Source organism: Mycoplana dimorpha, assembly GCF_003046475.1.
Taxonomy (GTDB): Bacteria; Pseudomonadota; Alphaproteobacteria; order Rhizobiales; family Rhizobiaceae; genus Mycoplana; species Mycoplana dimorpha.
Window position 1 is genome coordinate 257,423 of record NZ_PZZZ01000002.1, and the last position, 24,619, is coordinate 282,041.

The 24,619-nt window shown below is 64.5% G+C and carries 22 protein-coding genes; 17 read left to right on the top strand and 5 right to left on the bottom strand.

Annotated features, from left to right (window positions below):
- Positions 1 to 114 precede the first annotated feature (114 nt).
- The 6 genes from rimP to truB all read left to right on the top strand — a co-directional run bounded on the left by rimP (position 115) and on the right by truB (position 7,295).
- Positions 115 to 702 carry a ribosome maturation factor RimP gene (gene rimP / locus C7449_RS04810; protein WP_108001657.1) on the top strand — a complete coding sequence of 196 codons (588 nt, stop codon included), beginning with the start codon at positions 115 to 117 and terminating at the stop codon, positions 700 to 702.
- Positions 703 to 828: 126 nt separating this feature from the next.
- Complete coding sequence (gene nusA / locus C7449_RS04815) at positions 829 to 2,436, top strand: transcription termination factor NusA (RefSeq protein WP_108001658.1); 1,608 nt, start codon at positions 829 to 831, stop codon at positions 2,434 to 2,436.
- Positions 2,437 to 2,471: 35 nt separating this feature from the next.
- On the top strand, positions 2,472 to 3,140 hold the full coding sequence (locus C7449_RS04820) for an RNA-binding protein (RefSeq protein WP_108001659.1): 669 nt from the start codon (positions 2,472 to 2,474) through the stop codon (positions 3,138 to 3,140).
- Between the two features lie 103 nt (positions 3,141 to 3,243).
- Positions 3,244 to 5,877, top strand: coding sequence for a translation initiation factor IF-2 (gene infB, locus C7449_RS04825; protein WP_108001660.1), 2,634 nt, complete (start codon positions 3,244 to 3,246; stop codon positions 5,875 to 5,877).
- Between the two features lie 72 nt (positions 5,878 to 5,949).
- The gene (gene rbfA / locus C7449_RS04830) at positions 5,950 to 6,351 is read left to right on the top strand and encodes a 30S ribosome-binding factor RbfA (RefSeq protein ID WP_108001661.1); all 402 of its coding nucleotides are present in this window, start codon (positions 5,950 to 5,952) and stop codon (positions 6,349 to 6,351) included.
- Between the two features lie 11 nt (positions 6,352 to 6,362).
- The gene (gene truB / locus C7449_RS04835; protein ID WP_108001662.1) at positions 6,363 to 7,295 is read left to right on the top strand and encodes a tRNA pseudouridine(55) synthase TruB; all 933 of its coding nucleotides are present in this window, start codon (positions 6,363 to 6,365) and stop codon (positions 7,293 to 7,295) included.
- 41 nt (positions 7,296 to 7,336) lie between these two features.
- Here truB and gstA read toward each other — a convergent pair whose 3' ends face one another.
- Positions 7,337 to 8,170: a glutathione transferase GstA gene (gene gstA / locus C7449_RS04840; RefSeq protein WP_342588235.1), complete on the bottom strand. Its 834-nt coding sequence runs from the start codon at positions 8,168 to 8,170 to the stop codon at positions 7,337 to 7,339.
- Between the two features lie 66 nt (positions 8,171 to 8,236).
- Here gstA and C7449_RS04845 point away from each other — a divergent pair, with 66 nt between their 5' ends.
- The 5 genes from C7449_RS04845 (at position 8,237) to C7449_RS04865 (ending at position 14,875) form a co-directional block, all read left to right on the top strand.
- Positions 8,237 to 9,883, top strand: coding sequence for a sensor histidine kinase (locus C7449_RS04845; RefSeq protein ID WP_245414288.1), 1,647 nt, complete (start codon positions 8,237 to 8,239; stop codon positions 9,881 to 9,883).
- Between the two features lie 201 nt (positions 9,884 to 10,084).
- Positions 10,085 to 10,354, top strand: coding sequence for a 30S ribosomal protein S15 (rpsO, locus tag C7449_RS04850; RefSeq protein WP_108002054.1), 270 nt, complete (start codon positions 10,085 to 10,087; stop codon positions 10,352 to 10,354).
- 332 nt (positions 10,355 to 10,686) lie between these two features.
- Entirely contained in the window at positions 10,687 to 12,834 is a 2,148-nt protein-coding gene (gene pnp / locus C7449_RS04855; protein WP_108001665.1) for a polyribonucleotide nucleotidyltransferase, read from the top strand.
- A gap of 98 nt (positions 12,835 to 12,932) precedes the next feature.
- Positions 12,933 to 13,949, top strand: a complete 1,017-nt coding sequence (locus tag C7449_RS04860; protein WP_108001666.1) for a class I SAM-dependent methyltransferase — start codon at positions 12,933 to 12,935, stop codon at positions 13,947 to 13,949.
- Between the two features lie 128 nt (positions 13,950 to 14,077).
- The gene (locus tag C7449_RS04865) at positions 14,078 to 14,875 is read left to right on the top strand and encodes a YdcF family protein (RefSeq protein ID WP_108001667.1); all 798 of its coding nucleotides are present in this window, start codon (positions 14,078 to 14,080) and stop codon (positions 14,873 to 14,875) included.
- Here C7449_RS04865 and C7449_RS04870 read toward each other — a convergent pair whose 3' ends face one another.
- Positions 14,876 to 15,352, bottom strand: a complete 477-nt coding sequence (locus tag C7449_RS04870; protein WP_108001668.1) for a hypothetical protein — start codon at positions 15,350 to 15,352, stop codon at positions 14,876 to 14,878.
- Positions 15,353 to 15,475: 123 nt separating this feature from the next.
- Here C7449_RS04870 and C7449_RS04875 point away from each other — a divergent pair, with 123 nt between their 5' ends.
- The gene (locus C7449_RS04875) at positions 15,476 to 16,111 is read left to right on the top strand and encodes a trimeric intracellular cation channel family protein (RefSeq protein ID WP_108001669.1); all 636 of its coding nucleotides are present in this window, start codon (positions 15,476 to 15,478) and stop codon (positions 16,109 to 16,111) included.
- 59 nt (positions 16,112 to 16,170) lie between these two features.
- Here C7449_RS04875 and irrA read toward each other — a convergent pair whose 3' ends face one another.
- Complete coding sequence (irrA, locus tag C7449_RS04880; protein WP_108001670.1) at positions 16,171 to 16,590, bottom strand: iron response transcriptional regulator IrrA; 420 nt, start codon at positions 16,588 to 16,590, stop codon at positions 16,171 to 16,173.
- Between the two features lie 312 nt (positions 16,591 to 16,902).
- Here irrA and fabA point away from each other — a divergent pair, with 312 nt between their 5' ends.
- From fabA to fabI, 3 genes are read left to right on the top strand one after another with little or no spacing between them, the layout of a single operon-like run.
- The gene (gene fabA, locus C7449_RS04885; protein ID WP_108001671.1) at positions 16,903 to 17,415 is read left to right on the top strand and encodes a 3-hydroxyacyl-[acyl-carrier-protein] dehydratase FabA; all 513 of its coding nucleotides are present in this window, start codon (positions 16,903 to 16,905) and stop codon (positions 17,413 to 17,415) included.
- 44 nt (positions 17,416 to 17,459) lie between these two features.
- Complete coding sequence (fabB, locus tag C7449_RS04890) at positions 17,460 to 18,683, top strand: beta-ketoacyl-ACP synthase I (RefSeq protein ID WP_108001672.1); 1,224 nt, start codon at positions 17,460 to 17,462, stop codon at positions 18,681 to 18,683.
- Between the two features lie 5 nt (positions 18,684 to 18,688).
- Positions 18,689 to 19,495 (top strand): enoyl-ACP reductase FabI, encoded by an 807-nt coding sequence (gene fabI / locus C7449_RS04895; RefSeq protein ID WP_108001673.1) that lies wholly within the window; start codon positions 18,689 to 18,691, stop codon positions 19,493 to 19,495.
- A gap of 112 nt (positions 19,496 to 19,607) precedes the next feature.
- Here fabI and C7449_RS04900 read toward each other — a convergent pair whose 3' ends face one another.
- Complete coding sequence (locus C7449_RS04900) at positions 19,608 to 19,835, bottom strand: hypothetical protein (protein WP_108001674.1); 228 nt, start codon at positions 19,833 to 19,835, stop codon at positions 19,608 to 19,610.
- A gap of 257 nt (positions 19,836 to 20,092) precedes the next feature.
- Here C7449_RS04900 and lepA point away from each other — a divergent pair, with 257 nt between their 5' ends.
- Positions 20,093 to 21,925, top strand: a complete 1,833-nt coding sequence (gene lepA / locus C7449_RS04905; protein ID WP_108001675.1) for a translation elongation factor 4 — start codon at positions 20,093 to 20,095, stop codon at positions 21,923 to 21,925.
- Between the two features lie 67 nt (positions 21,926 to 21,992).
- Here the strand turns inward: lepA and C7449_RS04910 are convergent, their stop codons facing one another.
- Complete coding sequence (locus C7449_RS04910; RefSeq protein ID WP_108001676.1) at positions 21,993 to 22,640, bottom strand: glutathione S-transferase family protein; 648 nt, start codon at positions 22,638 to 22,640, stop codon at positions 21,993 to 21,995.
- Between the two features lie 194 nt (positions 22,641 to 22,834).
- Between C7449_RS04910 and C7449_RS04915 the strand changes: the two genes are divergently transcribed.
- A complete protein-coding gene (locus C7449_RS04915; protein WP_108001677.1) occupies positions 22,835 to 24,400 on the top strand; it encodes a D-aminopeptidase in 1,566 nt (521 codons plus the stop codon).
- The last annotated feature ends 219 nt before the right edge of the window (positions 24,401 to 24,619 follow it).

Genomic DNA, 24,619 nt, shown 5'->3' on the forward strand with positions numbered 1-24,619 from the left:
TGTCAAATTCTTGATCGGTTGATGAAGAGTGGGCCCGCGAGGACCCGCTCTTTTTTATTGGCCGGGACGAGCGCATCATGGTGGCCGGCAGGCCCCGGCGGCAAGGAATGCGAAATGACGGAAGAACAGAACGAACCGCGGCTGATCGTCGAGACCGGTCTTGACCGCCGCGTCGCCGACATCATCGAGCCGACGCTCGAGCAACTCGGCTATCGGCTGGTGCGCGTGCGGCTGTCGTCGCAGAACGGACTGACGCTGCAGATCATGTGCGAGCGCCACGACGGCACGATGACGGTGGAGGACTGCGAGGCGGTCTCCATGGCCGTGTCGCCGGTTCTCGATGTTGAGGATCCGATCGACAAGGCTTATCATCTGGAGGTGTCGTCGCCGGGCATCGATCGACCCATGGTCCGAAAATCGGATTTCGCGCGCTGGACGGGCCATCTCGTCAAGTGCGAGACGTCGATCCTGGTCGACGGGCGCAAGCGGTTCCGCGGCAAGATCGTTACGACCGATGCCGATGGTTTCACGATCGAGCGGGATCAGCCCGCTGATGGCGAGGAGGCCCTGGTGAAGATCCCGTTCACGGCTTTGGCCGAGGCGAAGCTGATCCTGACCGACGATCTGATCCGTGATGCCCTGCGTGCTGACAAGCTGGCGAAGGCCCAGGCAGCGAACGAGAACGACGCGGACGAAGAGTAGAATTCGGGTGTCGCATCGTGCGGGCGCCAGCCCGCTCGGCGTGGCGCAGAAATACGAACCGGGGGCTGCCACATCGCCCCCTCCAGCCGGCCAAGCAATCCGGCAAGACAATGGAGACTTGAGACAATGGCAGTCAGTGCTAACCGGCTCGAACTTCTGCAGATCGCGGATGCGGTGGCCCGCGAAAAGGTCATCGATCGCGAAATCGTTCTGGCCGCGATGGCCGACGCGATCCAGAAGGCGGCGCGCTCCCGTTACGGTTCGGAATCGAACATTCGCGCCGACATCAACTCCAAGACCGGCGAGATCCGCCTCCAACGCCTGCTGGAGGTCGTCGAGCACGCCGAGGACTATTCCACGCAGATCCCGCTGGAACTGGCCCGCGACCGCAACCCGGACGCCAAGATCGGCGACTTCATGGCCGATCCGCTGCCGCCGATGGACTTCGGCCGCATCGCCGCCCAGTCGGCCAAGCAGGTCATCGTGCAGAAGGTGCGCGAGGCCGAGCGCGACCGCCAGTACGACGAGTACAAGGATCGCGTCGGCGAGATCGTCAACGGCACGGTCAAGCGCGTCGAATACGGCAACGTCATCGTCGACCTCGGCCGGGGTGAAGGTATCATCCGCCGCGACGAGATGATCCCGCGCGAGAACATGCGCTACGGCGACCGCGTCCGCGCCTACGTCTACGACGTCCGCCGCGAGCAGCGCGGCCCGCAGATCTTCCTGTCGCGTACCCATCCGCAGTTCATGGTCAAGCTCTTCACCATGGAAGTGCCGGAAATCTACGACGGCATCATCCAGATCAAGTCGGTCGCCCGCGATCCGGGCTCCCGCGCCAAGATCGCCGTGATCTCGAACGACAGCTCGATCGATCCGGTTGGCGCCTGCGTCGGTATGCGCGGTTCGCGCGTCCAGGCGGTCGTCGGCGAACTGCAGGGCGAGAAGATCGACATCATTCCGTGGTCGCAGGATCCCGCCTCCTTCATCGTCAACGCGCTGCAGCCGGCCGAAGTCGCCAAGGTGGTGCTCGACGAGGATGCCGAGCGCATCGAGGTGGTCGTCCCCGACGAGCAGCTGTCGCTGGCGATCGGCCGCCGCGGCCAGAACGTCCGCCTCGCCTCGCAGCTGACCGGCTGGGACATCGACATCCTGACCGAACAGGAAGAGAGCGAGCGCCGCCAGAAGGAATTCAACGAGCGCACCAACCTGTTCATGGATGCGCTCGACGTCGACGAGATGGTCGGCCAGGTGCTTGCCTCCGAGGGCTTCGCTGCCGTCGAGGAGCTGGCTTATGTCGATCTCGACGAGATCGCCTCGATCGATGGCTTCGACGAAGACACGGCGACGGAAATCCAGACGCGGGCCCGCGAGTATCTCGACCGCCTCGAGGCGGAGGCCGATGCGAAGCGCAAGGAATTGGGCGTTGCCGACGAACTGCGCCAGATCGACGGCATGACCTCGCAGATGATGGTGGCGCTCGGCGAGGACGGCATCAAGACCGTCGAGGACTTTGCCGGCTGCGCCGCCGACGACCTCGTCGGCTGGACCGAGCGCAAGAACGGCGAGACCAAGAAGTTCGAAGGCCTGTTCTCGAAGTTCGAAATCTCGCGCGCCGAGGCCGAGGCGATGATCGTCCAGGCCCGGCTTGCCGCCGGCTGGATCACCGAAGAGGAACTCGCTGCCGAAGAGGCGCCGGTCGAGCCCGTGGAAGGTGCGGAGCAGGACGCCTGAGCAGGTGTCCCGCCTGACAGAAGCAGCAGCCGGAGATGCCGTTGCCCGAGGATAGGAAGAAGGACGACGGCGAAAACGGCCGCATGTGCATCGTGACCCGCGAGAGCGGCGATCCCGACGGCCTGATCCGTTTCGTCGCCGGTCCCGACGGCACCGTCGTTCCCGATCTGAAGCGGCAGCTTCCGGGCCGGGGATGCTGGGTCAAGGCCGAGCGGGCGCTGGTCGACAAGGCGGTGGCGAAGAAGGCCTTCGCCCGGGCCCTGAAAGCGGAGGTCAAGGCCTCAGCCGATCTCGGCGCCGAGGTCGACCGGCTGCTCGTCGGCCAGCTTGCGGGCATGATGAACTTGGCCCGCAAGGCCGGGCAGTTCGTCACCGGCGGCATGAATGTCGACAAGGCGGTCCGGACCGGCGCCGCCATCGCCGTCTTCCATGCCGCCGACGCCGCCGCCGACGGCGTGCGCAAGATCGATCAGGCGCGGCGGGCACGCATGTTCGCCGCCGACGAGGAAACCGAAATTCCGTCCTTCCGCTTCGTGAGCGCGGCGGAAATGGAGGGGCTTTTGGGCCAGAATGCGTTTATCCATGCTTGCGTGCTTGCAGGGCAGGCGGGTGAGGGTGTAGTGAAGCGCGCAATAATGCTCGAAAAGTACCGTGGCACGGACTCGGTTCGAGCGCATGGCGACGCTCGCCGACCGAAGCAATGACGCGGGTGACCGGCCGAAACCGGCATCAAGCGCGTCGCGCGAGAGAATTGAACGACAGGGTCCGATGAACGCATCCGGCCCTGATCAAAGGAACGGATACGGAATGACGGACAACAAAGACGACAAGACGATCAGCGTGGCGGGGAAGAAGACGCTGACCCTGAAGCCCCATGGGGTTCAGCAGGGTACGGTGCGTCAGGACATGGGCCGCGGCCGCACCAAGGCCGTCGTGGTCGAGACCCGCAAGCGCCGTCCGTCGCGGCCGGAGGACGAGCGTGCGCCCGCCCACACGCCGGCGCCGGCGCCTCGCGTCGCCGATCAGACCGCTCGCCAGCCGGTACCGCAGCCGCCGCGCCAGGAGCAGCAGCGGCCGCGTGTGGGCGTGGTCCTGAACCAGCTGTCGCCCGAGGAGGTCGAGGCCCGCCGCAAGGCGCTCGCCGATGCCCAGGTGCGCGAGGCCGAGGACGCGCGTCGCCGCGCCGAGGAAGAAGCCCGCCGCAAGGTCGAGGAAGAGGCCCGTCGCAAGGCTGAGGAAGAAGCCCGCATCCAGCGCGAGAAGGAAGAGGCCGAGCTCCGTGCCGCCGCCGAGGCGCGCGGTGAGACGCTGGTTGAGGCACCGGCTGTCGCCGAGGCCCCGGCCGCGGTGGCACCGCGTCCGCAGGCAGCACGACCGGGAGCAACCCCGGCTCCGGCGACGGCCGCGCCCGGTCTTCGCGGCCGGCGCGCAGGCGAGGACGAGGAGGAGGGCCGTGGCCCGCGCAGCGCCGGCGTGCCGGTGCGCGGCAAGGTCACGCGGCCCGAGCCCGCCAAGGTTCCCGCGCGCCCGAAGGGCGACGAGGGGCGCCGCCAGGGCAAGCTGACGCTCACGACCGCAGCGACTGACGAAGACGGCGCAACGCGCGCCCGCTCGCTCGCCTCGATGCGTCGCCGTCAGGAGAAGTTCAAGCGGTCGATGATGCAGGAGACGCGCGAGAAGATCTCGCGCGAAGTCGTCCTGCCGGAAACGATCACGATTCAGGAACTGTCACAGCGCATGTCCGAGCGCGCCGTCGACGTCATCAAGTTCCTGATGAAGGAAGGCCAGATGATGAAGCCGGGCGACCTGATCGATGCCGATCTGGCCGAACTGATCGCCGGCGAATTCGGCCATACGGTCAAGCGCGTTGCTGAGTCCGACGTCGAGGAAGGCATCTTCAACGTCGCCGACGACGATGCGAACCTGGAGCCGCGTCCGCCGATCGTCACCATCATGGGCCACGTCGACCACGGCAAGACCTCGCTGCTCGACGCCATTCGCCACGCCAACGTGGTGGCCGGCGAAGCCGGTGGCATCACCCAGCACATCGGCGCCTACCAGGTCGAGCAGGACGGCAACAAGATCACGTTCATCGACACGCCCGGCCACGCCGCGTTCACGGCCATGCGCGCTCGCGGTGCCCAGGCGACCGACATCGCGATCCTGGTCGTCGCGGCGGACGACAGCGTCATGCCGCAGACGGTCGAGTCCATCAACCACGCCAAGGCGGCCGGTGTGCCGATCATCGTGGCGATCAACAAGATCGACAAGCCGACGGCCGATCCGCAGAAGGTCCGCACCCAGCTCCTGCAGCACGAGGTCTTCGTGGAGACCATGGGTGGTGAAGTGCTCGACGTCGAGGTCTCGGCGAAGAACGGCACCAACCTGGACAAGCTCCTCGAAGCGGTCCTCCTGCAGGCCGAAATCCTTGATCTCAAGGCAAACCCGAACCGCACCGCCGAAGGTGTCGTCGTCGAAGCCGAACTTGACCGCGGCCGCGGCGCCGTCGCCACGGTGCTCGTCCAGAAGGGCACGCTGACGCCGGGCCAGATCATCGTCGCCGGTGACCAGTGGGGCCGCGTTCGCGCGCTCGTCAACGACAAGGGCGAGCATGTGAAGGCCGCCGGTCCCTCCATGCCGGTGGAGATTCTCGGATTGTCGGGCACACCGGCCGCAGGCGACAAGTTCGCCGTGGTCGAGAGCGAAAGCCGTGCCCGCGAGATCTCCGAATACCGCCAGCGCATTGCCCGCGAGAAGCAGGTGGCGCGCCAGTCCGGTTCGCGTGGCTCGCTCGAGCAGATGATGAGCCAGCTGCACTCGTCCGGCCTGAAGGAATTTCCGCTCGTTATCAAGGGCGACGTGCAGGGCTCGATCGAAGCCATCGCAAGCTCGCTCGAGAAGCTCGGCACCGACGAGGTACGCGCTCGTATCGTCCATTCGGGCGCGGGCGGCATCACCGAGTCGGACATCCTGCTCGCCGAGGCGTCCAACGCCGCGGTGATCGGCTTCAACGTCCGCGCCAACGCTCAGGCCCGCAGCCTGGCGGAGCGTCAGGGCATCGAGATCCGCTACTACAACATCATCTACGACCTGATGGATGACGTGAAGGCGGCGATGTCGGGCCTGCTGTCGCCGGAGCGTCGCGAGACCTTCCTCGGCAATGCCGAGATCCTGGAGGTGTTCAACATTACCAAGGTCGGCAAGGTCGCCGGTTGCCGCGTCACCGAAGGCAAGGTCGAGCGGGGCGTCGGCGTACGCCTGGTGCGCGACAACGTCGTCATTCACGAGGGCAAGCTCAAGACGCTGAAGCGCTTCAAGGACGAGGTCTCGGAAGTCCAGGCCGGCCAGGAATGCGGCATGGCCTTCGAGAACTACGAGGACATCCGCGCCGGCGATACGATCGAGTGCTTCCGCGTGGAGCACATCACCCGGACGCTGTAACGGCTCGTCCAGTCAGCTATTATGCGAGCGTCGGAGAGGTTCGGCGCTCGCATTTTTTTGAAGGTAACGACGATGACCAGAGCAACCTCCTCCGCCCCATCGCAGCGCATGCTGCGTGTCGGCGAACAGGTGCGCGCCGCAATCACCCAGGTGCTGCAGCGCGGCGAAGTCCGCGATCCGCTGATCGAAAAGACTGTAATCTCCATTTCCGAAGTGCGCATGTCGCCGGACCTGAAGCATGCCACGGCGTACGTCACGCCGCTCGGTGTCGCGGACCATGCCGGCGTCATCGAGGCGCTGAACCGTAACGCGAAATTCATCCGCGGCCGGCTCGGGCCGCAACTTAGGCAGATGAAGTATATGCCGGACGTGCGCTTCCGCGACGACACCAGCTTCGACAACTACAGGAAGATCGACGAACTCCTGCGCTCGCCCGAGGTCGCCCGCGACCTCGACGACAACGACGAACAATAACAGAAGAACCGATGTCCAAGCCACGCAAGCCCAAGGGCCGCCCGATCTCGGGCTGGCTCATCCTCGACAAGCCCTTTGACTTCGGCTCAACCGAAGCCGTCTCCAAGATCAAGTGGCTGTTCAAGGCCCAGAAGGCCGGTCATGCCGGCACGCTCGACCCGCTCGCCTCCGGCATGCTGCCGATCGCGCTGGGCGACGCCACCAAGACGGTTCCCTACGTCATGGACGGGCACAAGATCTATGAGTTCACGGTCACCTGGGGCGAGGAGCGTGCGACGGACGATCTGGAAGGCGACGTGACCCGGTCGTCGGACCTGCGTCCTGACGCCGAGGCCATCACGGCGCTGCTGCCGCGCTACACCGGCGCCATACAGCAGGTGCCACCGCAGTTCTCGGCGATCAAGATCGACGGCGAGCGCGCCTACGACATCGCCCGCGACGGCGAAACAGTCGAGATTCCCGCCCGCGAGGTCGAGATCCATCGCCTGACGCTTCTCGGGTGTCCGGACGACAACACCGCGACATTCGAAGTGGAATGCGGCAAGGGCACCTATGTGCGTGCGCTTGCCCGCGACTTCGGCCGCGATCTCGGCTGCTTTGGCCATGTTTCCGAACTGCGCCGCACCTATGTGGCGCCGTTCGGCGAGGAAAGCATGGTGCCGCTCGCCGAACTGACGGCGCTGGAGTCGATCGAGGACGAGGCCGAGCGGCTGGCGGCACTCGACGAATATCTGATCGATACCAGCGAGGCGCTTTCGATCCTGCCGCAGATCGTCATCACCGATGACCAGGCGCATCGGCTGCGCATGGGCAATCCGATCATTCTGCGCGGCCGCGACGCGCCGGTCTCCGCCGACGAGGCCTATGCCACGGCGCGCGGCAGGCTGGTGGCGATCGGCGAGATCGGCGGCGGCGAGTTCCGTCCGAAGCGGGTGTTCAACTGACGCATGGCGCGCGGCTCCTGGCCGCGCGCTTGCATCGTCGTTCAGGCCAGGCCTTCGGCTTTCAGCGTCGCCTGTACCGAAGGGCGGGCGGCGATCCGTTCTACATAGGCCTTCAGGTTGGGCCACGCGGCAAGCGAGATGCCGGTGAAGTTCGCCCAACTTGCGACGACGAAGGCATAGGCATCGGCGACCGTGAAGGCGGAGCCGGTCAGATAGGCCCGGCCGTCGGAAAGGCACGTTTCCAGCCACCCAAACTTCTTGCCGACCGCTTCGCGGGCTGCCTCTTTTTCCGCGTCCGACTTGCCGGGCTGGAAGAGCGGGCTGAATGCCTTGTGCAGCTCCGATCCGACAAAGCTCAGCATTTCATGAACCCGGGCGCGGGCGAGCGTGCCGGCCGGCGGCGCCAGCTCCGTCGCGCCGTTCGAGTCGGCAATGTACTGGAGGATGGCCGGTCCTTCGGTCAGGATTTCACCGTCACCGAGCTCGAGTGCGGGAACGGCTCCCTTGGGATTGATCGCCCAATAGTCCCGGCCGCTGTCCATCACCTTGGTCTTGGTGTTGACTTTCTCGATCTCGAAGGGCTTGCCGATCTCATGGAGGATCACATGGGAGGCCATCGAGCAGGCGCCGGGGGAATAGTACAGCTTCACGTCGTTTCCTTCCTGGAAGATTAACTGCAACGACCGAGGCAATACGCGCCCGGAGCCTTTTTGCAAACATTTCAAATGAGAGATGCTGCGTTTACAGATCGGCGGGATGGCCAGATATCCCGACTTGATTTCCCTTGGGGTGCAAGGCTGAATGGAAAGCTGGTAAGTAGGTGCGCGATGATCGCCTGAAGGGGAGCGGGCCACCAGTTGACGACGAGCACCCATCGCAGCCCGATTGCGCCAGCGCACGCCAGCGGATGTATCGGCTGGCGCGAGCGAATGTGCCGCCCTGTGGCCTTTTACCTTGTCTGCATCATCCTCGTGGTGCTTTTGCCTTCCTTCGTGTTTGCCACGATCGTCCTCAACCGGACGAATGAGGCGCAGAAGCGCGCGGTGGAAGCGCTTCTGCAGGCCTCCACCGGCTCGGTGAACAAGGTGATCGACCGCGAGGTGTCCTCGATGCTGTCGATGCTGGCGTTCTTTTCCACCTCGTTGCACCTGCAGAATGGTGATTACAGGAGCCTTCAGGAACAGGCCGACAAGGCGCTGGCGGGCACGGATGCGCATCTGGTTGTGATCGGTCCGGACTACCAGCTGAGACTGAATACGCGGGTGCCCTATGGCACCGAGCTTGGCGAGACAGCGGATCGGGTCACGGCCGAAAAGGCGTTTGCGACCGACAGGCCCGCGGTATCCAACCTGTTTTTCGGGCGAGCCGCCCAGAAATGGGTTTTCAATGTACATCAGCCGGTCCGGCTCGGTTCCGGCGAGCGGCTTCTCCTGACGCTTACCCAGGACGCCGACCATCTGCTGAAGGTCGTCAACCGGGATATCCTCTCGCCGGAATGGAATGCAGCGGTGCTGGATGACTCCGGCAATGTCATCGTTTCAACCGACCCAGGGACTACGACCGGCAAGCCCTTCTTTCTCCAGGTGGTTCCTGCGTTGCGGATCGGTATCGGCACGGCGCGCTACAAGGATGTCGACTATCAGGTCGTGACGGATTTCACGCCTCTGACCGGCTGGAAGGTCGTTGCCTGGGCGAAGACGTCGGATGTGCAGGCAACTGCGACGTCGTCGCTGATGTGGCTGGCTGCCGGAGGGGCGGTCATCGCGACTTTGGCGACGGCGGGCGCCGTTTTCATCGCACGGTTTCTTTCCCGGGACGTGCGTATGCTTGCGCGCGACGCCATGCGGCTTGGTCTTGGCGAGCGCGTGCCGCCCCGGCGCCACGTGATCGCAGAGTTGGACACCGTGTCCAAGGCGCTGTCTGAGGCGGCCGAAGCCCGCCTGCAGGCCGAGAACGAAATACGCTTCCTCATGCGCGAAGTGGCGCACCGGGCGAAGAACCAACTGACCGTCATCCAGGCGATGCTGAACCAGTCGGTCGGTGGCGCCTGCTCCGCAACCGATTTCGCCGAGGCCTTCCGCAAGCGTCTGGCCGGACTCGCCCGCTCGACCGACCTCATGATTGCAAACGCGGCGCAAGGGGTTGAACTCGGAGAGCTCACTCGCAACCAGTTGGCGCCATTCATGCCGGAGGACGGCAAGCGCGCGCGGGTCTCCGGCCCCTCGATCCGCCTCGACAGCCAGGCTTCGCAGACGCTCGGCATGGCCTTGCATGAGTTGGCCACCAATGCCGTCAAATACGGCGCCTTTGCCAACGAACGAGGCGTCGTCGAATTCTCCTGGTCCGTCGAGGGCGAAAGGCTGGCCCTGGTCTGGCGCGAGCGCAACGCGGATATCGCCCCGGACCACGCGGAGCATGCGCCGAAGGGATTCGGCAGCCTCGTCCTCGAGCGCATGCTCGGAATAGCGCTGCAAGCGCAGCTGGAGCGGCTGGTGCATGCCGATGGCATCGAGTGGCGGATGTCGATCCCGCTTTCCAGGTTGCGAAATGAGGAGGCCGCGTCGGCGGACGGTCACGGCGATGCCTGATGACCGGCTTGCCGCGCGGGCAAGGACGCGAGTGGAACCGAGCCGGAGGCGCCATCGTCTCTGGCCCTTCCATTTCCCCACCGGATGGTTTATAGGCAGCGCCAGCATGCGGGCCAGGTCCGTCATGCCTTCAAGGCCGTCGCTGGACGACATCCCGGCGATTGGCGACCGAAAGTCCTCCATTTCAAGAAAGGATCACTGATGTCGATTACTGCCGAGCGCAAGGCTGCGCTGATCAAGGAATACGCAACCGCCGAAGGCGACACCGGTTCCCCGGAAGTCCAGGTGGCAATCCTGACCGAGCGCATCAACAACCTGACGGAACACTTCAAGGGCCACAAGAAGGACAACCATTCCCGCCGTGGCCTGCTGACGATGGTTTCGAGCCGTCGCTCGCTTCTTGACTATCTCAAGAAGAAGGACGAAGCCCGTTACAGCAAGCTGATTGCTGCCCTGGGCATCCGCCGCTAAGGTTTTCTGGCGGGCGTTCCTCCGGAACGCCCGCCAGTCGCATTCGCGGACAAGTTCCGCTTAGTTCCGCTGACCGGAACGCGACACACTTCCAGCAGGCCGGATGGGCCGGTCCTGCGGAACCAACCGATGACTTGTCATGGGGCAGGATTGCAGGATGCTTCGGGCGCTTGCCCGAGATGGTGGCGCAAAGCGCCCCGTGCTGGACGGCTTGTCGCCGCCGCAACGCGAAGCCTCCCGGTGTCTTGCCCATGATGCGTCACGAAAAACGGATAGAGCCACCTGCGCCGGATAGGCGGCGGTGCGTATCTCCGCACAAGTAAGGACAAGACATGTTCGATACCCATACTGTCGAAATTGAATGGGCGGGCCGTCCGCTCAAGCTCGAAACCGGCAAGATCGCCCGCCAGGCCGACGGTGCAGTTCTCGCCACTTACGGTGAGACCGTCGTTCTCGCCACCGTCGTCTCGGCCAAGGCGCCGAAGCCCGGCCAGGACTTCTTCCCGCTGACCGTCAACTACCAGGAGAAGACCTACGCCGCCGGCAAGATCCCGGGCGGCTACTTCAAGCGCGAAGGCCGTCCGAGCGAGAACGAGACGCTCGTCTCCCGCCTGATCGACCGCCCGATCCGCCCGCTTTTCCCGGAAGGCTACAAGAACGATACCCAGGTCATCGTCACGGTCATGCAGCATGACCTTGAGAACAATCCTGACGTCGTCTCGATGGTTGCCGCTTCCGCCGCGCTGACGCTTTCCGGCATCCCCTTCATGGGCCCGATCGGCGGCGCCCGCGTCGGCTACATCAACGGCGAGTACGTCCTCAACCCGCATCTCGACGAGATGGACGAGTCGACGCTCGACCTCGTCGTCGCTGGCACGCAGGACGCCGTGCTGATGGTCGAATCCGAAGCCAAGGAGCTTCCGGAAGACATCATGCTCGGCGCCGTCGTCTTCGGCCAGAAGGGCTTCCAGCCGGTTATCGACGCCATTATCAAGCTCGCCGAAGTCGCTGCCAAGGAACCGCGTGAGTTCGAGCCTGAGGATCATTCCTCGCTCGAGACGGCCATGCTGGCGCTTGCCGAAGCCGAACTGCGTGACGCTTACAAGATCACCGAGAAGGCTGCCCGCTACGCCGCCGTCGACGCGGTCAAGGGAAAGGTGAAGGCGCACTTCCTCCCCGAGGGCGTCGAGAACCCGGAATACACCGCCGAAGAGATCGGCGCGGTGTTCAAGCACCTGCAGGCCAAGATCGTTCGCTGGAACATCCTCGACACCAAGAGCCGCATCGATGGCCGTGACCTCGTCACCGTCCGTCCGATCGTCGCCGAGGTCGGCCTGCTGCCGCGCACGCACGGCTCCGCCCTCTTCACCCGTGGTGAAACCCAGGCCATCGTCGTTGCCACGCTCGGCACCGGCGAAGACGAGCAGTACGTCGATTCCTTGACCGGCATGTACAAGGAAAACTTCATGCTGCACTACAACTTCCCGCCCTTCTCGGTCGGTGAAACGGGCCGCATGGGGTCCCCGGGCCGCCGCGAGATCGGCCACGGCAAGCTCGCCTGGCGCGCCATCCACCCGATGCTGCCGACCGCCGAGCAGTTCCCCTACACGCTGCGCGTCGTCTCCGAGATCACCGAGTCGAACGGCTCGTCCTCGATGGCAACCGTCTGCGGCACCTCGCTGGCGCTGATGGATGCCGGCGTGCCGCTGGCCAAGCCGGTCGCGGGCATCGCCATGGGTCTGATCAAGGAGGACGAACGCTTCGCCGTGCTGTCCGACATCCTGGGCGACGAAGACCACCTCGGCGACATGGACTTCAAGGTTGCCGGCACCGACACCGGCATCACCTCGCTGCAGATGGACATCAAGATCGCCGGCATCACCGAAGAGATCATGGATGTCGCCCTGAACCAGGCCAAGGAAGGTCGCCTGCACATCCTTGGCGAAATGGCCAAGGCGATCACCGAGAGCCGCTCGGAGCTCGGCGAGTTCGCCCCGCGCATCGAAGTGATGAACATCCCGGTCGACAAGATCCGCGAAGTCATCGGCTCGGGCGGCAAGGTCATCCGCGAGATCGTCGAGAAGACGGGCGCCAAGGTCAACATCGAGGACGACGGCACCGTCAAGATCGCCTCCGCCTCGGCCAAGGAGATCGAGGCAGCCCGCAAGTGGATCCACTCGATCGTCGCCGAACCGGAAGTCGGCCAGGTCTACGAAGGCACGGTCGTCAAGACCGCCGACTTCGGCGCCTTCGTCAATTTCTTCGGCCCGCGTGACGGCCTCGTCCACATCTCGCAGCTCTCCGGAGAGCGCGTTGCCAAGACCACCGATGTGGTCAAGGAAGGCGACAAGGTCTTCGTCAAGCTGATGGGCTTCGACGAGCGCGGCAAGGTGCGCCTGTCGATGAAGGTGGTCGACCAGGCCTCCGGCAAGGAGATCGCCGCCGAGAAGAAGAAGGAAGACGGCGAAGCGGCTGAATAAGCCTTTCCGTTTGAATGTGGGGGCGCGGAGCGGCAGGTTCCGCGCCCCTTTTGTATGAAGCATGCGGACGCCCCGCGCACGCCTGAAAGTATGATCCGATGAGCCGCGACGCGCTTAAGACCCTGTTCCATCCCTTCGCCGCCGGGCTTGTCGATATGCCGGCGCAAGGCCAGCGCTATCTGTTCCTCGGCGCCGAGGCGGGGCAGCGCCCGCCCGAGGGATTTGCGGCGGATATTCATGCGGTGCAGCCGCTGCGGCCGCTGTATCGCGCCCTCGAGGCGTCACGCACCTCTGTGACGCCGATCATCGAGGGCGAGGATTATGATGGCGCGCTGGTGCTGTGTGGCAAGCACAAGGGCGAGAACGAGAACCGCATCGCCGAAGCCTTGCGGCGTGTGCGCGAGGGCGGTCTGGTCGTGGTCGCCGGCGGCAAGGAAGACGGCATCCAGTCCCTTCGCAAGCGCATCGATCGCTACGGTTTCGGCGGCGACCACGCGCCGAAGTACCATGGCGTGGCCTTCTGGTTCATCCGACCGGAGGACGTCAATCCGGCCGTCGAGGCGCTGGCGGCCCGTCCGGTGCGCGTTGAGGGCCGCTTTACTGCCGCTCCTGGCATGTTCTCGCACGACCGTGTCGACGAGGGCTCCGAACTTCTGGCCGGTCGCATCCCGGCCGATTTTCGCGGCCATGCCGCCGATTTCGGCGCTGGCTGGGGCTACCTCTCTGTCCTGCTCGCAGAACAGGCGCCCGGCCTGAAAGGCATCGACCTGTTCGAGGCCGACTACGACGCGCTTGAGGCGGCGAAGGCGAACATGGCGGAGAACTGTCCGGAGGTGCCGGCCCGCTTCTTCTGGCAGGATCTGACTGCGGAAACTCCGCGCGACCACTACGACCTCATCGTCATGAACCCGCCCTTTCATGCGGGCCACGCCGCCGATCATGGCTTGGGTGCGGAAATGATCCGCATGGCGGCCAGATCGCTGAAGGTGGGCGGTCGCCTGATGCTCGTCGCCAATCGCGGCCTGCCTTACGAGCCGGTGCTGAAGGAGGCCTTCAAGGACAGCGGCGAAGTCTGCCGCAACGCCCGCTTCAAGGTGCTCTGGGGCCGGCGATAGCGCCGAACGCGAGTTACGGTCGCAGCCGCTCGCAAAAGCTTGAAGGGCGCGTCCTTCCCTTCCGGCGATACCCGTGATTCCTTCTGCCGCGATCGAATCAGTCGATCGGAACGGCAGGGACGGGACAATTGACCTACATCGCATCGAAATTCTTCTGGCTTGCGGCGCAGCCGCTGTCGCTGGCCTTCTTCGCCGTCGCCGCCGGGCTCGTCCTCGGCTGGCTTGGCTGGCGGCGCCTGCAGGCCACAGCCCTGCTCCTCACCGCTGCGATCCTGTTCGTCACCCTTTATACGAGCGCGGGCACGGTCATGCTCCAGGTTCTTGAGAACCGGATTGCGAGGGCCGCCCTGCCAGCAGGCGGGCCGCGCTGCATCGTGGTCCTCGGTGGCAGCTTCGAGGCGGAGGTGATCGCCGCACGGGGCGGGACGGAGATGAACCAGGCGGGCGACCGTTTCGTGGAGGCGCTGCGCCTGGCGCTGTCCTATCCGGAAAGCCGCGTTCTGATCTCGGGCGGAGACGGGTCGTTCAGCGGACGCTATGCCGGCGATGCTGCGGTCTCCGCCGAGTTCTTCCGGACGTTCGGGGTTCCCGCCGATCGCCTGATCCAGGAGACCCACTCGCGCACCACGTTCGAGAACGTGCAGAACACCAAGGCTGTTCTTGCCGAGAACGGCCTTGCCGACTGCCTGCTGATCACATCGGCGTTTCACATGCCGCGCGCTGTCGGCCTGTTCCGAAAGGCGGGATTGTCGGTCGTGCCATGGCCGACCGACTACCGCACGAGCGGCGTTGCGCACCTGAAACTGGACTTCACCCAGCCTTCCTCCAATGCGCAATTGACGACAACCGCGCTGCGGGAGTGGGTCGGCCTGCTGGCCTACCAGCTGGCGGGGCGAACCGATGCGCTGCTTCCGCAGTGGCCGTGATCATTTCTTGGAGATCGTGTCGAAGCGCAGGCCACGGACGCGGCTGGTTATGATGCAGTACTCGTCGTCGTCGCGACCGCAGGAGGCCGCATTCGCCTTCATCTCGAACACCAGGTTGCCGTACCGCTTCTTCAGTTCGTAACCATAGAGGTCGGCATTGGCGATGAAGACGTAGCCGCCTTCGGCGACGCCGACGTAGAAATTGTGCGGGCAGCCGACATTGCCGCAGAGCTTGCCGTCGACGCCGTCGCAATTGACTGCGCCGAGATTGGTGATCACGTCGTCGAGCCCGTCATTGTTGAAGTCGACGACGGTGGCGAAGTGCTCGCCATAGACAGCGGCTTTGCACTGATCGGCGACTGCCGCCTTCTCGTGGGCGATCGCGTCGTCCAGGATCTCTGCCGCCCGGCCGGACGTGGCATGGACCAGGAGCGCTGTCATCAGGACGAGGCGAGTTAGAGCACGGGAAATCATCATTCAGCCTCTTTCCATGCTGGCGGCTTCGGTCAAGATGGGCGCTGGCGCTGGACAAGGACGATAACGCGATAAACTGTCGCGAGGCTGGTCGGTTCGGCAGACACGGACCGGGAGAGGGAAAACGTGACGATACTGGGACTGCTCGATTACGCCGGCGTGGCGGTGTTTGCCGCGACCGGTGCGCTTTCAGCCTCCCGCAAGCAGCTTGACGTCATCAGCTTCCTCTTTCTTGCGGCCGTAACGGGGATCGGCGGGGGCACGTTCCGAGACGTCATACTCAATTCCGGTCCGGTCTTCTGGGTTGTGAAGCCCACCTGTCTCGTCGTCTGCATCTGCGTCGGGCTGCTCTTCTTCTTCACCGCGCACCTGTTCGAATCACGCTATCGGCTGCTGCTGTGGTTTGATGCCATGGGGATGTCGGCCTACAGCGTGATGGGGGCTGCCAAGGGACTGGCAGCGACCGGGTCGCCCACCGTCGCTGTCACCACCGGCGTCATGACCGCAACCGTCGGCGGCATCCTGCGCGACCTTCTGGCGGGCGAGCCATCGGTTCTGCTGCGCCCGGAAATCTACGTCACGGCGGCGCTGGCCGGGGCCGGTGCATTCACGACCGCGACAATCGTCGGGGTCCCGCTTCAGTTTGCCTCCGCCGTCGGGGTACTGCCGGCACTTGTCGTGCGCGGCGGAGCACTGCGCTATGGCTGGCGCATACCGGCCTACAAGGGGCGCCCGGGCAGGCACCCCGACGACGTCACGTAGGTCGCGAAAGCAAAGATCCCGATTTAGGTGGCGAGATGTCCGGGGCGGAGCCCGCCTCTTCAGCGGCGCTTTTTTCGGAGCCGGATGATGACGTCCACATGGGCTATTTCCATGCCGTCGGGCGGATCCGGCAGGTTGTCGATCGAGATGCTGCTCACTGGAATGTCCAGCACCTCGTTCTCGCCTTCGATGAAGAAGTGATGATGATCGGAGGTGTTGGTGTCGAAATAGGTGCGCGATCCCTCCACCGCCAGCACGCGCACGAGCCCGGCCTCGGTGAATTGGTGGAGCGTGTTGTAGATTGTTGCAAGCGACACGGGAACGCCCGCCTCGACGGCTTCCTCGTGCAGTTCCTCGACCGTCAGGTGACGGTCGCCCTTGGCGAAGAGAAGGTCGGCCAGCGCTATGCGCTGCCGCGTGGGACGCAACCCGCTGTCGCGCAACCGCGCCTCGATGGTGACTTCCCTTGCATGCGCCATGGCTGACGAACCCATTCGCCGATCTTGCAAAACAATCCTGACATTTCGATATAACTTTCAAAGCCGCCGGATTCAATAGTTTTAGACGGCACCGAACATGGGCAGTAGACGGAAAACCAATGCATTGACGAGCCCGCGGGTACTTTGGACTAGCTGTCGACGCGGTCATCATGTATGCGGAACGCGAATTTCGCGCAGGCGTTAGAGGGATGCCGCTGTCGAAGGCAGTGCAGGATCCGGCCGGCGCTTCAATTTGGCCTCATCCTGCTCTAAGGCTAGATGACAAGAAACCAGGACCGGAAGATACAGTTCATGACCAGGCAGTCCAGCTTCACCTATGAAGAAATCCTCTCCTGCGGCCGCGGTGAGCTTTTCGGCCAGGGCAATGCCCAACTGCCGCTTCCGCCGATGCTGATGGTTCATCGCATCACCGACATTTCCGAAACGGGCGGCGCCTTCGACAAGGGCTACATCCGTGCGGAGTATGACGTACGTCCCGACGACTGGTATTTCCCCTGCCATTTTCAGGGGAACCCGATCATGCCGGGCTGCCTCGGCCTCGACGGCATGTGGCAATTGACGGGCTTCTTCCTCGGCTGGCTCGGCGAGCCGGGCCGCGGCATGGCGCTCTCCACCGGCGAGGTGAAGTTCAAGGGCATGGTGCGGCCGCACACCAAGCTTCTCGAATATGGAATCGACTTCAAGCGCGTCATGCGCGGGCGCCTGGTGCTCGGCACCGCCGATGGTTGGCTGAAGGCCGACGGCGAAGTCATCTATCAGGCCACCGACCTGCGCGTCGGCCTGTCGAAGGACAAGGCCGAGTAAGGCCGAAGCGCATATCCAGCGACAAAATGAAAAGGTCAGAATCGATGAGACGGGTTGTTGTCACGGGTCTGGGGGTCGTGTCCTCGATCGGGAACAATGCGGACGAGGTGACGGCCTCGCTGCGCGAGGCCAGGTCCGGCATCAGCTTCTCCAAGGACTTCGCCGACCACGGCTTCAAGTGCCAGGTCTGGGGGGCTCCCAATCTCGACGCCACCGACCTCGTCGACCGCCGCGCTATGCGCTTCCTGTCCCAGGGCGGCGCCTGGAACCACGTGGCGATGAAGCAGGCGATCGCCGACTCCGGCCTCGAGGAAAAGGACTACGCCGAAAACGAGCGGACCGGTATCATCATGGGCTCGGGCGGCCCGTCTACGCGCACCATCGTCGAGGCTTCCGACATCACCCTGAAGAACGGCAGTCCCAAGCGCATCGGGCCGTTCGCCGTGCCGAAGGCGATGTCGTCGACGGCGTCGGCCACGCTCGCCACCTGGTTCAAGATCCACGGCGTCAACTACTCGATCTCCTCGGCTTGCTCGACGTCCGCGCACTGCATCGGCAATGCGACGGAGATGATCCAGTGGGGCAAGCAGGACATGATGTTCGCCGGCGGCCATGAGGATCTCGATTGGTCCATGTCGAACCTTTTCGACGCCATGGGCGCGATGTCGTCGAAGTACAACGACACGCCGGCTACCGCCTCGCGGGCCTATGACGTCAGCCGCGACGGCTTCGTGATCGCCGGCGGCGCCGGCGTGCTGGTGCTGGAGGAACTGGAGCACGCCAAGGCGCGCGGCGCGAAGATCTATGCCGAGATCGTCGGCTACGGCGCCACGTCCGACGGCTACGACATGGTTGCGCCCTCGGGCGAGGGCGCCGTTCGCTGCATGCGGCAGGCGCTTGCCACCGTGAACGGGGACGTCGACTACATCAACACGCACGGCACTTCGACGCCGGTGGGCGACTCCAAGGAAATCGCTGCCATCCGCGAGGTCTTCGGCGAGAAGATTCCGCACATCCAGTCGACCAAGTCTCTCACGGGGCACTCGCTGGGCGCGGCAGGCGTGCAGGAATCCATCTACAGCCTGCTGATGATGCAGGCCGGCTTCATCGGCGAGAGCGCGCACATCAGCGAACTCGATCCGGAGTTCGACGGTGTGCCGATCGTGCGCAAGCGGATCGACAACGCCAAAATCGAGATCGCGTTGTCCAACTCGTTCGGCTTCGGCGGCACGAATGCGACGCTCGTCTTCCAGCGCTACAACGGATGAAAGCAATGACGGGGATCATGAAGGGGAAGCGCGGCCTGATCATGGGGGTCGCGAACAATCATTCCATCGCCTGGGGCATTGCCAAGGCCCTCGCCGGTCAGGGTGCCGAACTCGCCTTCACCTACCAGGGTGAGGCGCTGGGCAAGCGCGTGAAGCCGCTCGCTGCGGAACTCGGCTCGGAATTCCTGCTGCCCTGCGACGTCGAGGACATAGCCTCGGTCGACGCCGTCATTGCTGCCATCAGGGAGCGCTGGGGCAAGCTCGACTTCGTCGTCCATGCCATCGGCTTTTCCGACAAGAACGAGCTGAAGGGCCTCTACGCCGACACCTCGCGGGAAAATTTCTCCCGTACCATGTTGATCTCCTGCTTCTCCTTCACCGAGATCGCCCGCCGTGCCGCTGACCTGATGAGCGAAGGCGGCACGATGCTGACGCTGACCTATGGCGGCTCGGTCCGGGTGATGCCGAACTACAACGTGATGGGTGTCGCCAAGGCCGCGCTCGAGGCTTCCGTACGCTATCTTGCCGGCGACTACGGTCCGCGCGGAATCCGGGTCAACGCCATCTCGGCCGGCCCGATCCGTACGCTAGCCGGCGCTGGCATTGCCGACGCCCGCGCCATGCTCTCCTGGCAGCAGAAGAACTCGCCGCTGCGCCGCACCGTCACCATTGACGACGTCGGCAATTCGGCGCTCTACCTGCTGTCCGATCTCTCCGCCGGCGTCACCGGCGAAATCCATTACGTGGATTCCGGCTACAACATCACCTCGATGCCGACGCTGGAAAACCTGATGCGGGCAGACAGCGACTGACGCAGTTATCCCGAAAGCGCACAGGCAGCTCCGGGATAAGACATTCATCAGGCCAAGCAAGCAAAGTTACGCCCCTGCTGCCGAGCGGGGGCGTTGTCTATTGGTCGATCGCTCATCGCATCAGCAGGATCGCAATCAGCACGACCATCGCGGCGAGCAGGCCGGTCAGCACCCAGCGCACGCGATCGTTCATCTCGACCGTCGTTGCCGGATCGGGATGCCTGATGAAATCGATCGGCGTTTCGGACGGCGGGCTGTGGCCTTCGCGCTCCCTGATGTCTCTGGCGATGACTTTCGCCACGTCTTCCGTGATGGGCGGCCTCGAAGGTCCGAACACCATGGCTGGTTCTCCCCAAAAAGACGGTTCCGAATGGTGGACCCGAAACCGCGAAATGGCAACGGTAAATTGCAATCGGTCCCGGTACGCCTTTGCGCCTTGGCTCGATCCGGCAGCTGCCGGGCCGAACCTCTATCGCTTGTAACGCGGGATCGCGCCGCCGCCGTTGCTGGGCGCCGCCGCCGTCCCGGAGCATGGGCGCCGGACATGGTAAAGCGGCGGTTCATTTACCGCTTTGCGGGCGTTGAAGCCGCTGCTATATGGCGGCCATGAGCACCAATTCCTCGACGCCCCTGGACCATATCCGCAACTTCTCGATCGTGGCCCACATCGACCACGGCAAGTCGACGCTGGCCGACCGGCTGATCCAGTCGACCGGCGGCCTGGCCGACCGTGAGATGTCCGAGCAGGTGCTCGACAACATGGATATCGAGAAAGAGCGCGGTATCACCATCAAGGCCCAGACGGTGCGGCTGCACTACAAGGCCAAAAACGGCGAGACCTACATCCTTAACCTGATCGACACGCCCGGCCACGTTGACTTCGCCTATGAAGTGTCGCGCTCGCTGTCCGCCTGCGAGGGGTCGCTGCTGGTCGTCGACGCATCGCAGGGCGTCGAGGCCCAGACGCTCGCCAACGTCTATCAGGCGATCGACAACAACCACGAACTCGTCACCGTCCTGAACAAGATCGACCTGCCAGCGGCCGAACCGGACCGCGTCAAGGAGCAGATCGAGGAAGTGATCGGCATCGATGCCTCCGAGGCCGTGATGATTTCGGCCAAGACCGGCCTCGGCATCGGCGACGTGCTCGAGGCGATCGTCCACAAGCTGCCGGCGCCGAAGAGCCCGGGCGGCGAGAGCGCCCCGCTGAAGGCGCTGCTCGTCGATTCATGGTACGACACCTATCTCGGTGTCATGGTGCTGGTGCGCATCATCGAGGGGCGCCTCACCAAGGGTCAGACCATCCGCATGATGGGCACCGGCGCGAAATATTCGGTCGAGCGTGTCGGCGTGCTGACGCCGAAGATGGTGGCGATGGACAGCCTCGGACCCGGCGAGATCGGCTTCATCACCGCCTCCATCAAGGAAGTGGCCGACACCCGCGTCGGCGACACCATCACCGACGAGAAACGCCCGACTGCCGAAGCGCTGCCGGGCTTCAAGCCGGCGCAGCCGGTGGTGTTCTGCGGCCTGTTCCCGGTCGATGCCGCCGACTTCGACGAACTGCGCGCGGCGATGGGCAAGCTGCGCCTCAACGACGCGTCGTTCTCCTTCGAGATGGAGAGCTCGGCGGCGCTCGGCTTCGGCTTCCGCTGCGGCTTCCTCGGCCTCCTGCATCTTGAAATCATCCAGGAACGTCTGTCGCGCGAGTTCGACCTCGACCTGATCGCAACCGCGCCTTCGGTCGTTTACCAGCTGACGATGACCGACGGCACCGAGAAGGAACTGCACAACCCCGCCGACATGCCGGACGTTGTGAAGATCTCGGAGTTCCGCGAGCCTTGGATCAAGGCAACGATCCTGACGCCGGACGAGTATCTCGGCGGCATCCTGAAGCTCTGTCAGGACCGCCGCGGCATCCAGACCGAGCTGACCTATGTCGGCAGCCGCGCCATGCTCAGCTACGACCTGCCGCTCAACGAAGTCGTGTTCGATTTCTACGACCGGCTGAAGTCGATCTCGAAGGGCTACGCGTCCTTCGACTACAACCTGTCGGACTATCGCGAGAGCGATCTCGTCAAGATGTCGATCCTCGTCAACGCCGAGCCGGTCGATGCGCTCTCGATGCTTGTCCATCGCTCGGCGGCGGAAAAGCGCGGCCGCGTCATGTGCGAGAAGCTGAAGGACCTGATCCCGCAGCACATGTTCCAGATCCCGATCCAGGCGGCGATCGGCGGCCGCATCATCGCCCGCGAGACCGTGCGGGCGCTGCGCAAGGACGTCACCGCCAAGTGCTACGGCGGCGACGCCACCCGCAAGCGCAAGCTTCTGGAAAAGCAGAAGGAAGGCAAGAAGCGCATGCGCCAGTTCGGCAAGGTGGAGATCCCGCAGGAAGCGTTTATCGCAGCGCTGAAGATGGGCGACGAGTGAGGGGCCGCTGAGGTCCTTCGCTTCCAAGCCGAAGGCGGCTGACCGCTCCTCCACTGCCCTGACTTGCTCATCCGGCCGAAGCGGCCTTGAAGACCGCCAACTGGGCGTCGAAGGCACGCTTGTACGCGGGGCGGGCTTCGCCGCAGGCTACATAGGCGGAGAGGTTCGGATATCCGTCCAGTAGGCCTGATCCTTTCAGCCTGAGCAGCACCGACACCATCTCGAGGTCACCGGCGCTGAATGCGCCGTCCAGCCAATCGGCATCGCCCAGTCGATTGGAAAGTTCGCGCAGCCGCTTGCGGATGCGTTCCTCGACGACAAGCAGGCGCTGGGTGAACCAGGGCTTGTCGCCCTCCAGGTACCGGGCGGCTTCGCGTTCGACGATCGGCTCTTCCATCGTGGTGAGCGCGGCAAACATCCAGCTGATCGCCCGCGCACGGGCATTCGCGTCGGTTGGCAGCAGGCCCGCATGGCGCTCGGCGATATGGAGCACGATTGCGCCCGACTCGAACAGGGTGAGATCGCCTTCTTGATAGGTCGGAATCTGCCCGAAGGGATTTAGCGCCAGGTGCGCGGGTTCCTTCATCGCCTTGAACGAAAGAAGCCGAACCTCGTAAGGCTGGCCCACCTCCTCGAGCGCCCAGCGAACCCGCATGTCACGCGCCAGCCCCTTGCCGCCATCGGGCGACCGTTCAAAGGCGGTAATCGTAATCATCCTCTCTCTCCCATGTCGCCTGACTGCCTTGAAGACGATCGGCCCAAGGCGGTTCCGACACCTCTCCGGGCGCGGCGTCAAAGGGCCGGGTGCCCTCCAGTTGTCAGTGCCGGTAGGCCGCGCTAGGAATATGCGCGCCACCGCCGATCGGCGATGGGTCCCGTCCTTACCGCATCCAGCCCGAAGTGATCTCCATGCCCAACATCGATCTCGCCGCCCTTGAGGCCACGGTCCAGGCTCTGCCCGAGCGCGTCAAAGGTCCAGGCGGCGTCGCCGGCGTGGTCAAGGATGGCGAAGTGATCGTCCGCCACGCATGGGGCTTTGCCGATCTCGACCGTCGCGTGCCGATGACCACGCAAACCCTAATTCCGATCTGCTCGATCACAAAGCAGTTCACGTGCGCCGCCCTGCTCGACGTTGTCGGCGATCCGGCCAAGCTCGACGCGGCACTGGCCCGCCACCTGCCGAACCTGAAGGATCGGCGGCCGAGCGTCGCCGACCTGTGCAACAACCAGTCGGGCCTGCGCGACTACTGGGCGCTGACGGTGCTGCACGGCGCGATGGCAGATGGTGTCTTTGCCCGGGAGGATACGGCACGGCTGTTCGCCCGCATGCGCAAGACCCATTTCGTGCCGGGCGCCCACTATTCCTATTCCAACGGCAGCTTCCGCATCCTTTCCGACCTGATCGAAGAGGCGGCCGGCAAGCCGCTTGCCGAGGTCTATCGCGAGCGCCTGTTCGGCCCCGCCGGCATGGACACTGCCATTCTCGCCTCCGATACCGCCGCCCCGCTCAACGGCGTCGTCGGCTACGAGGGCAACGAAACGGTCGGCTATTTCCCCGCCAGCAACCGCATCTTCTGGTCGGGCGATGCGGGGATCGCCGCCTCGCTGGACGACATGCTCGCCTGGGAGCAGTTCATCGACCGCACCCGCGACGATCCGGACGGGCTTTACAACCGCATCTCCGCACCCCAGCCCTTCGCCGACGGCACCCCATCCCGCTACGGCTTCGGCCTTGCGCGCGAAACGGTGGACGGGATCGCTCTGACCGGCCACGGCGGGGCGCTGCGCGGCTTCCGTGCCCGGCGGCTACACGCAGCGTCCGAGCGTCTTTCGGTGGTCGTCATGCTCAATCACGAGGGGGAGGCGCATGGGACGGCGACAGCGATCCTTCGTGCCGCCCTCGGATGTCCGGAAAGGAAGGCCGAACCTGCCCGTCCCGAGCCCGAGTGGAACGGAAACTACCTCGAGCCCTCGACCGGCTTGCTGCTCAGGATTGCCGCCGGTTCCGACGGTCTGCGGGCATGGTTCGCGACCTCGCCGGAGAATCTGACGGTGGATGCGGACGGCGTTGCCTATTGCCCCGCCATGACGCTGACGCGCGACGGCGATGTTATCCGCATGGAGCGGCCGGGCGAGAACCTGCGCGCCACCGCCCACCGCATCCCGGATGACTTGCGCGATGACATTGCCGGTCGTTTCGTGTCGGAAGAACTGGATGTATCCTTCGAGATCGTCTCGGCCGGCGGCGCCTGGTATGGCGCGTTCGCGGGCTTTCTCGGTGAGGGCGCGATGCACCCGATCCATCCGGTCGGCAAGGATGTCTGGCGGCTGTCCTGCCGCCGCTCGATGGACGCGCCGGCCCCCGGCGACTGGACGATCCTGGTACGCCGGGACGCAGCCGGCGAGGTTTGCGGCCTGACGGTCGGCTGCTGGCTCGCCCGCAAGGTCGAATACGTCAAGCAGCTTGGCTCCTGAGACGCTGGCTGCGCTTTCGGCGTAGCCAGTTTGGCGTGGCAAGGATCGGCTTCGCCCGTTGATTCCACGGGCGGCTCTCAACTGTTCCGCCGTGCCGGACTTGATCCGGCATCCAGCTCAAGCCATTGAGCGCGATACGTCCTTTCGTGCCGCAGACGCGGCGCGGCTGGACCCCCGGCTCAAGTCCGGGGTGCCGGAAGGGAATGCACTCCGCCCATC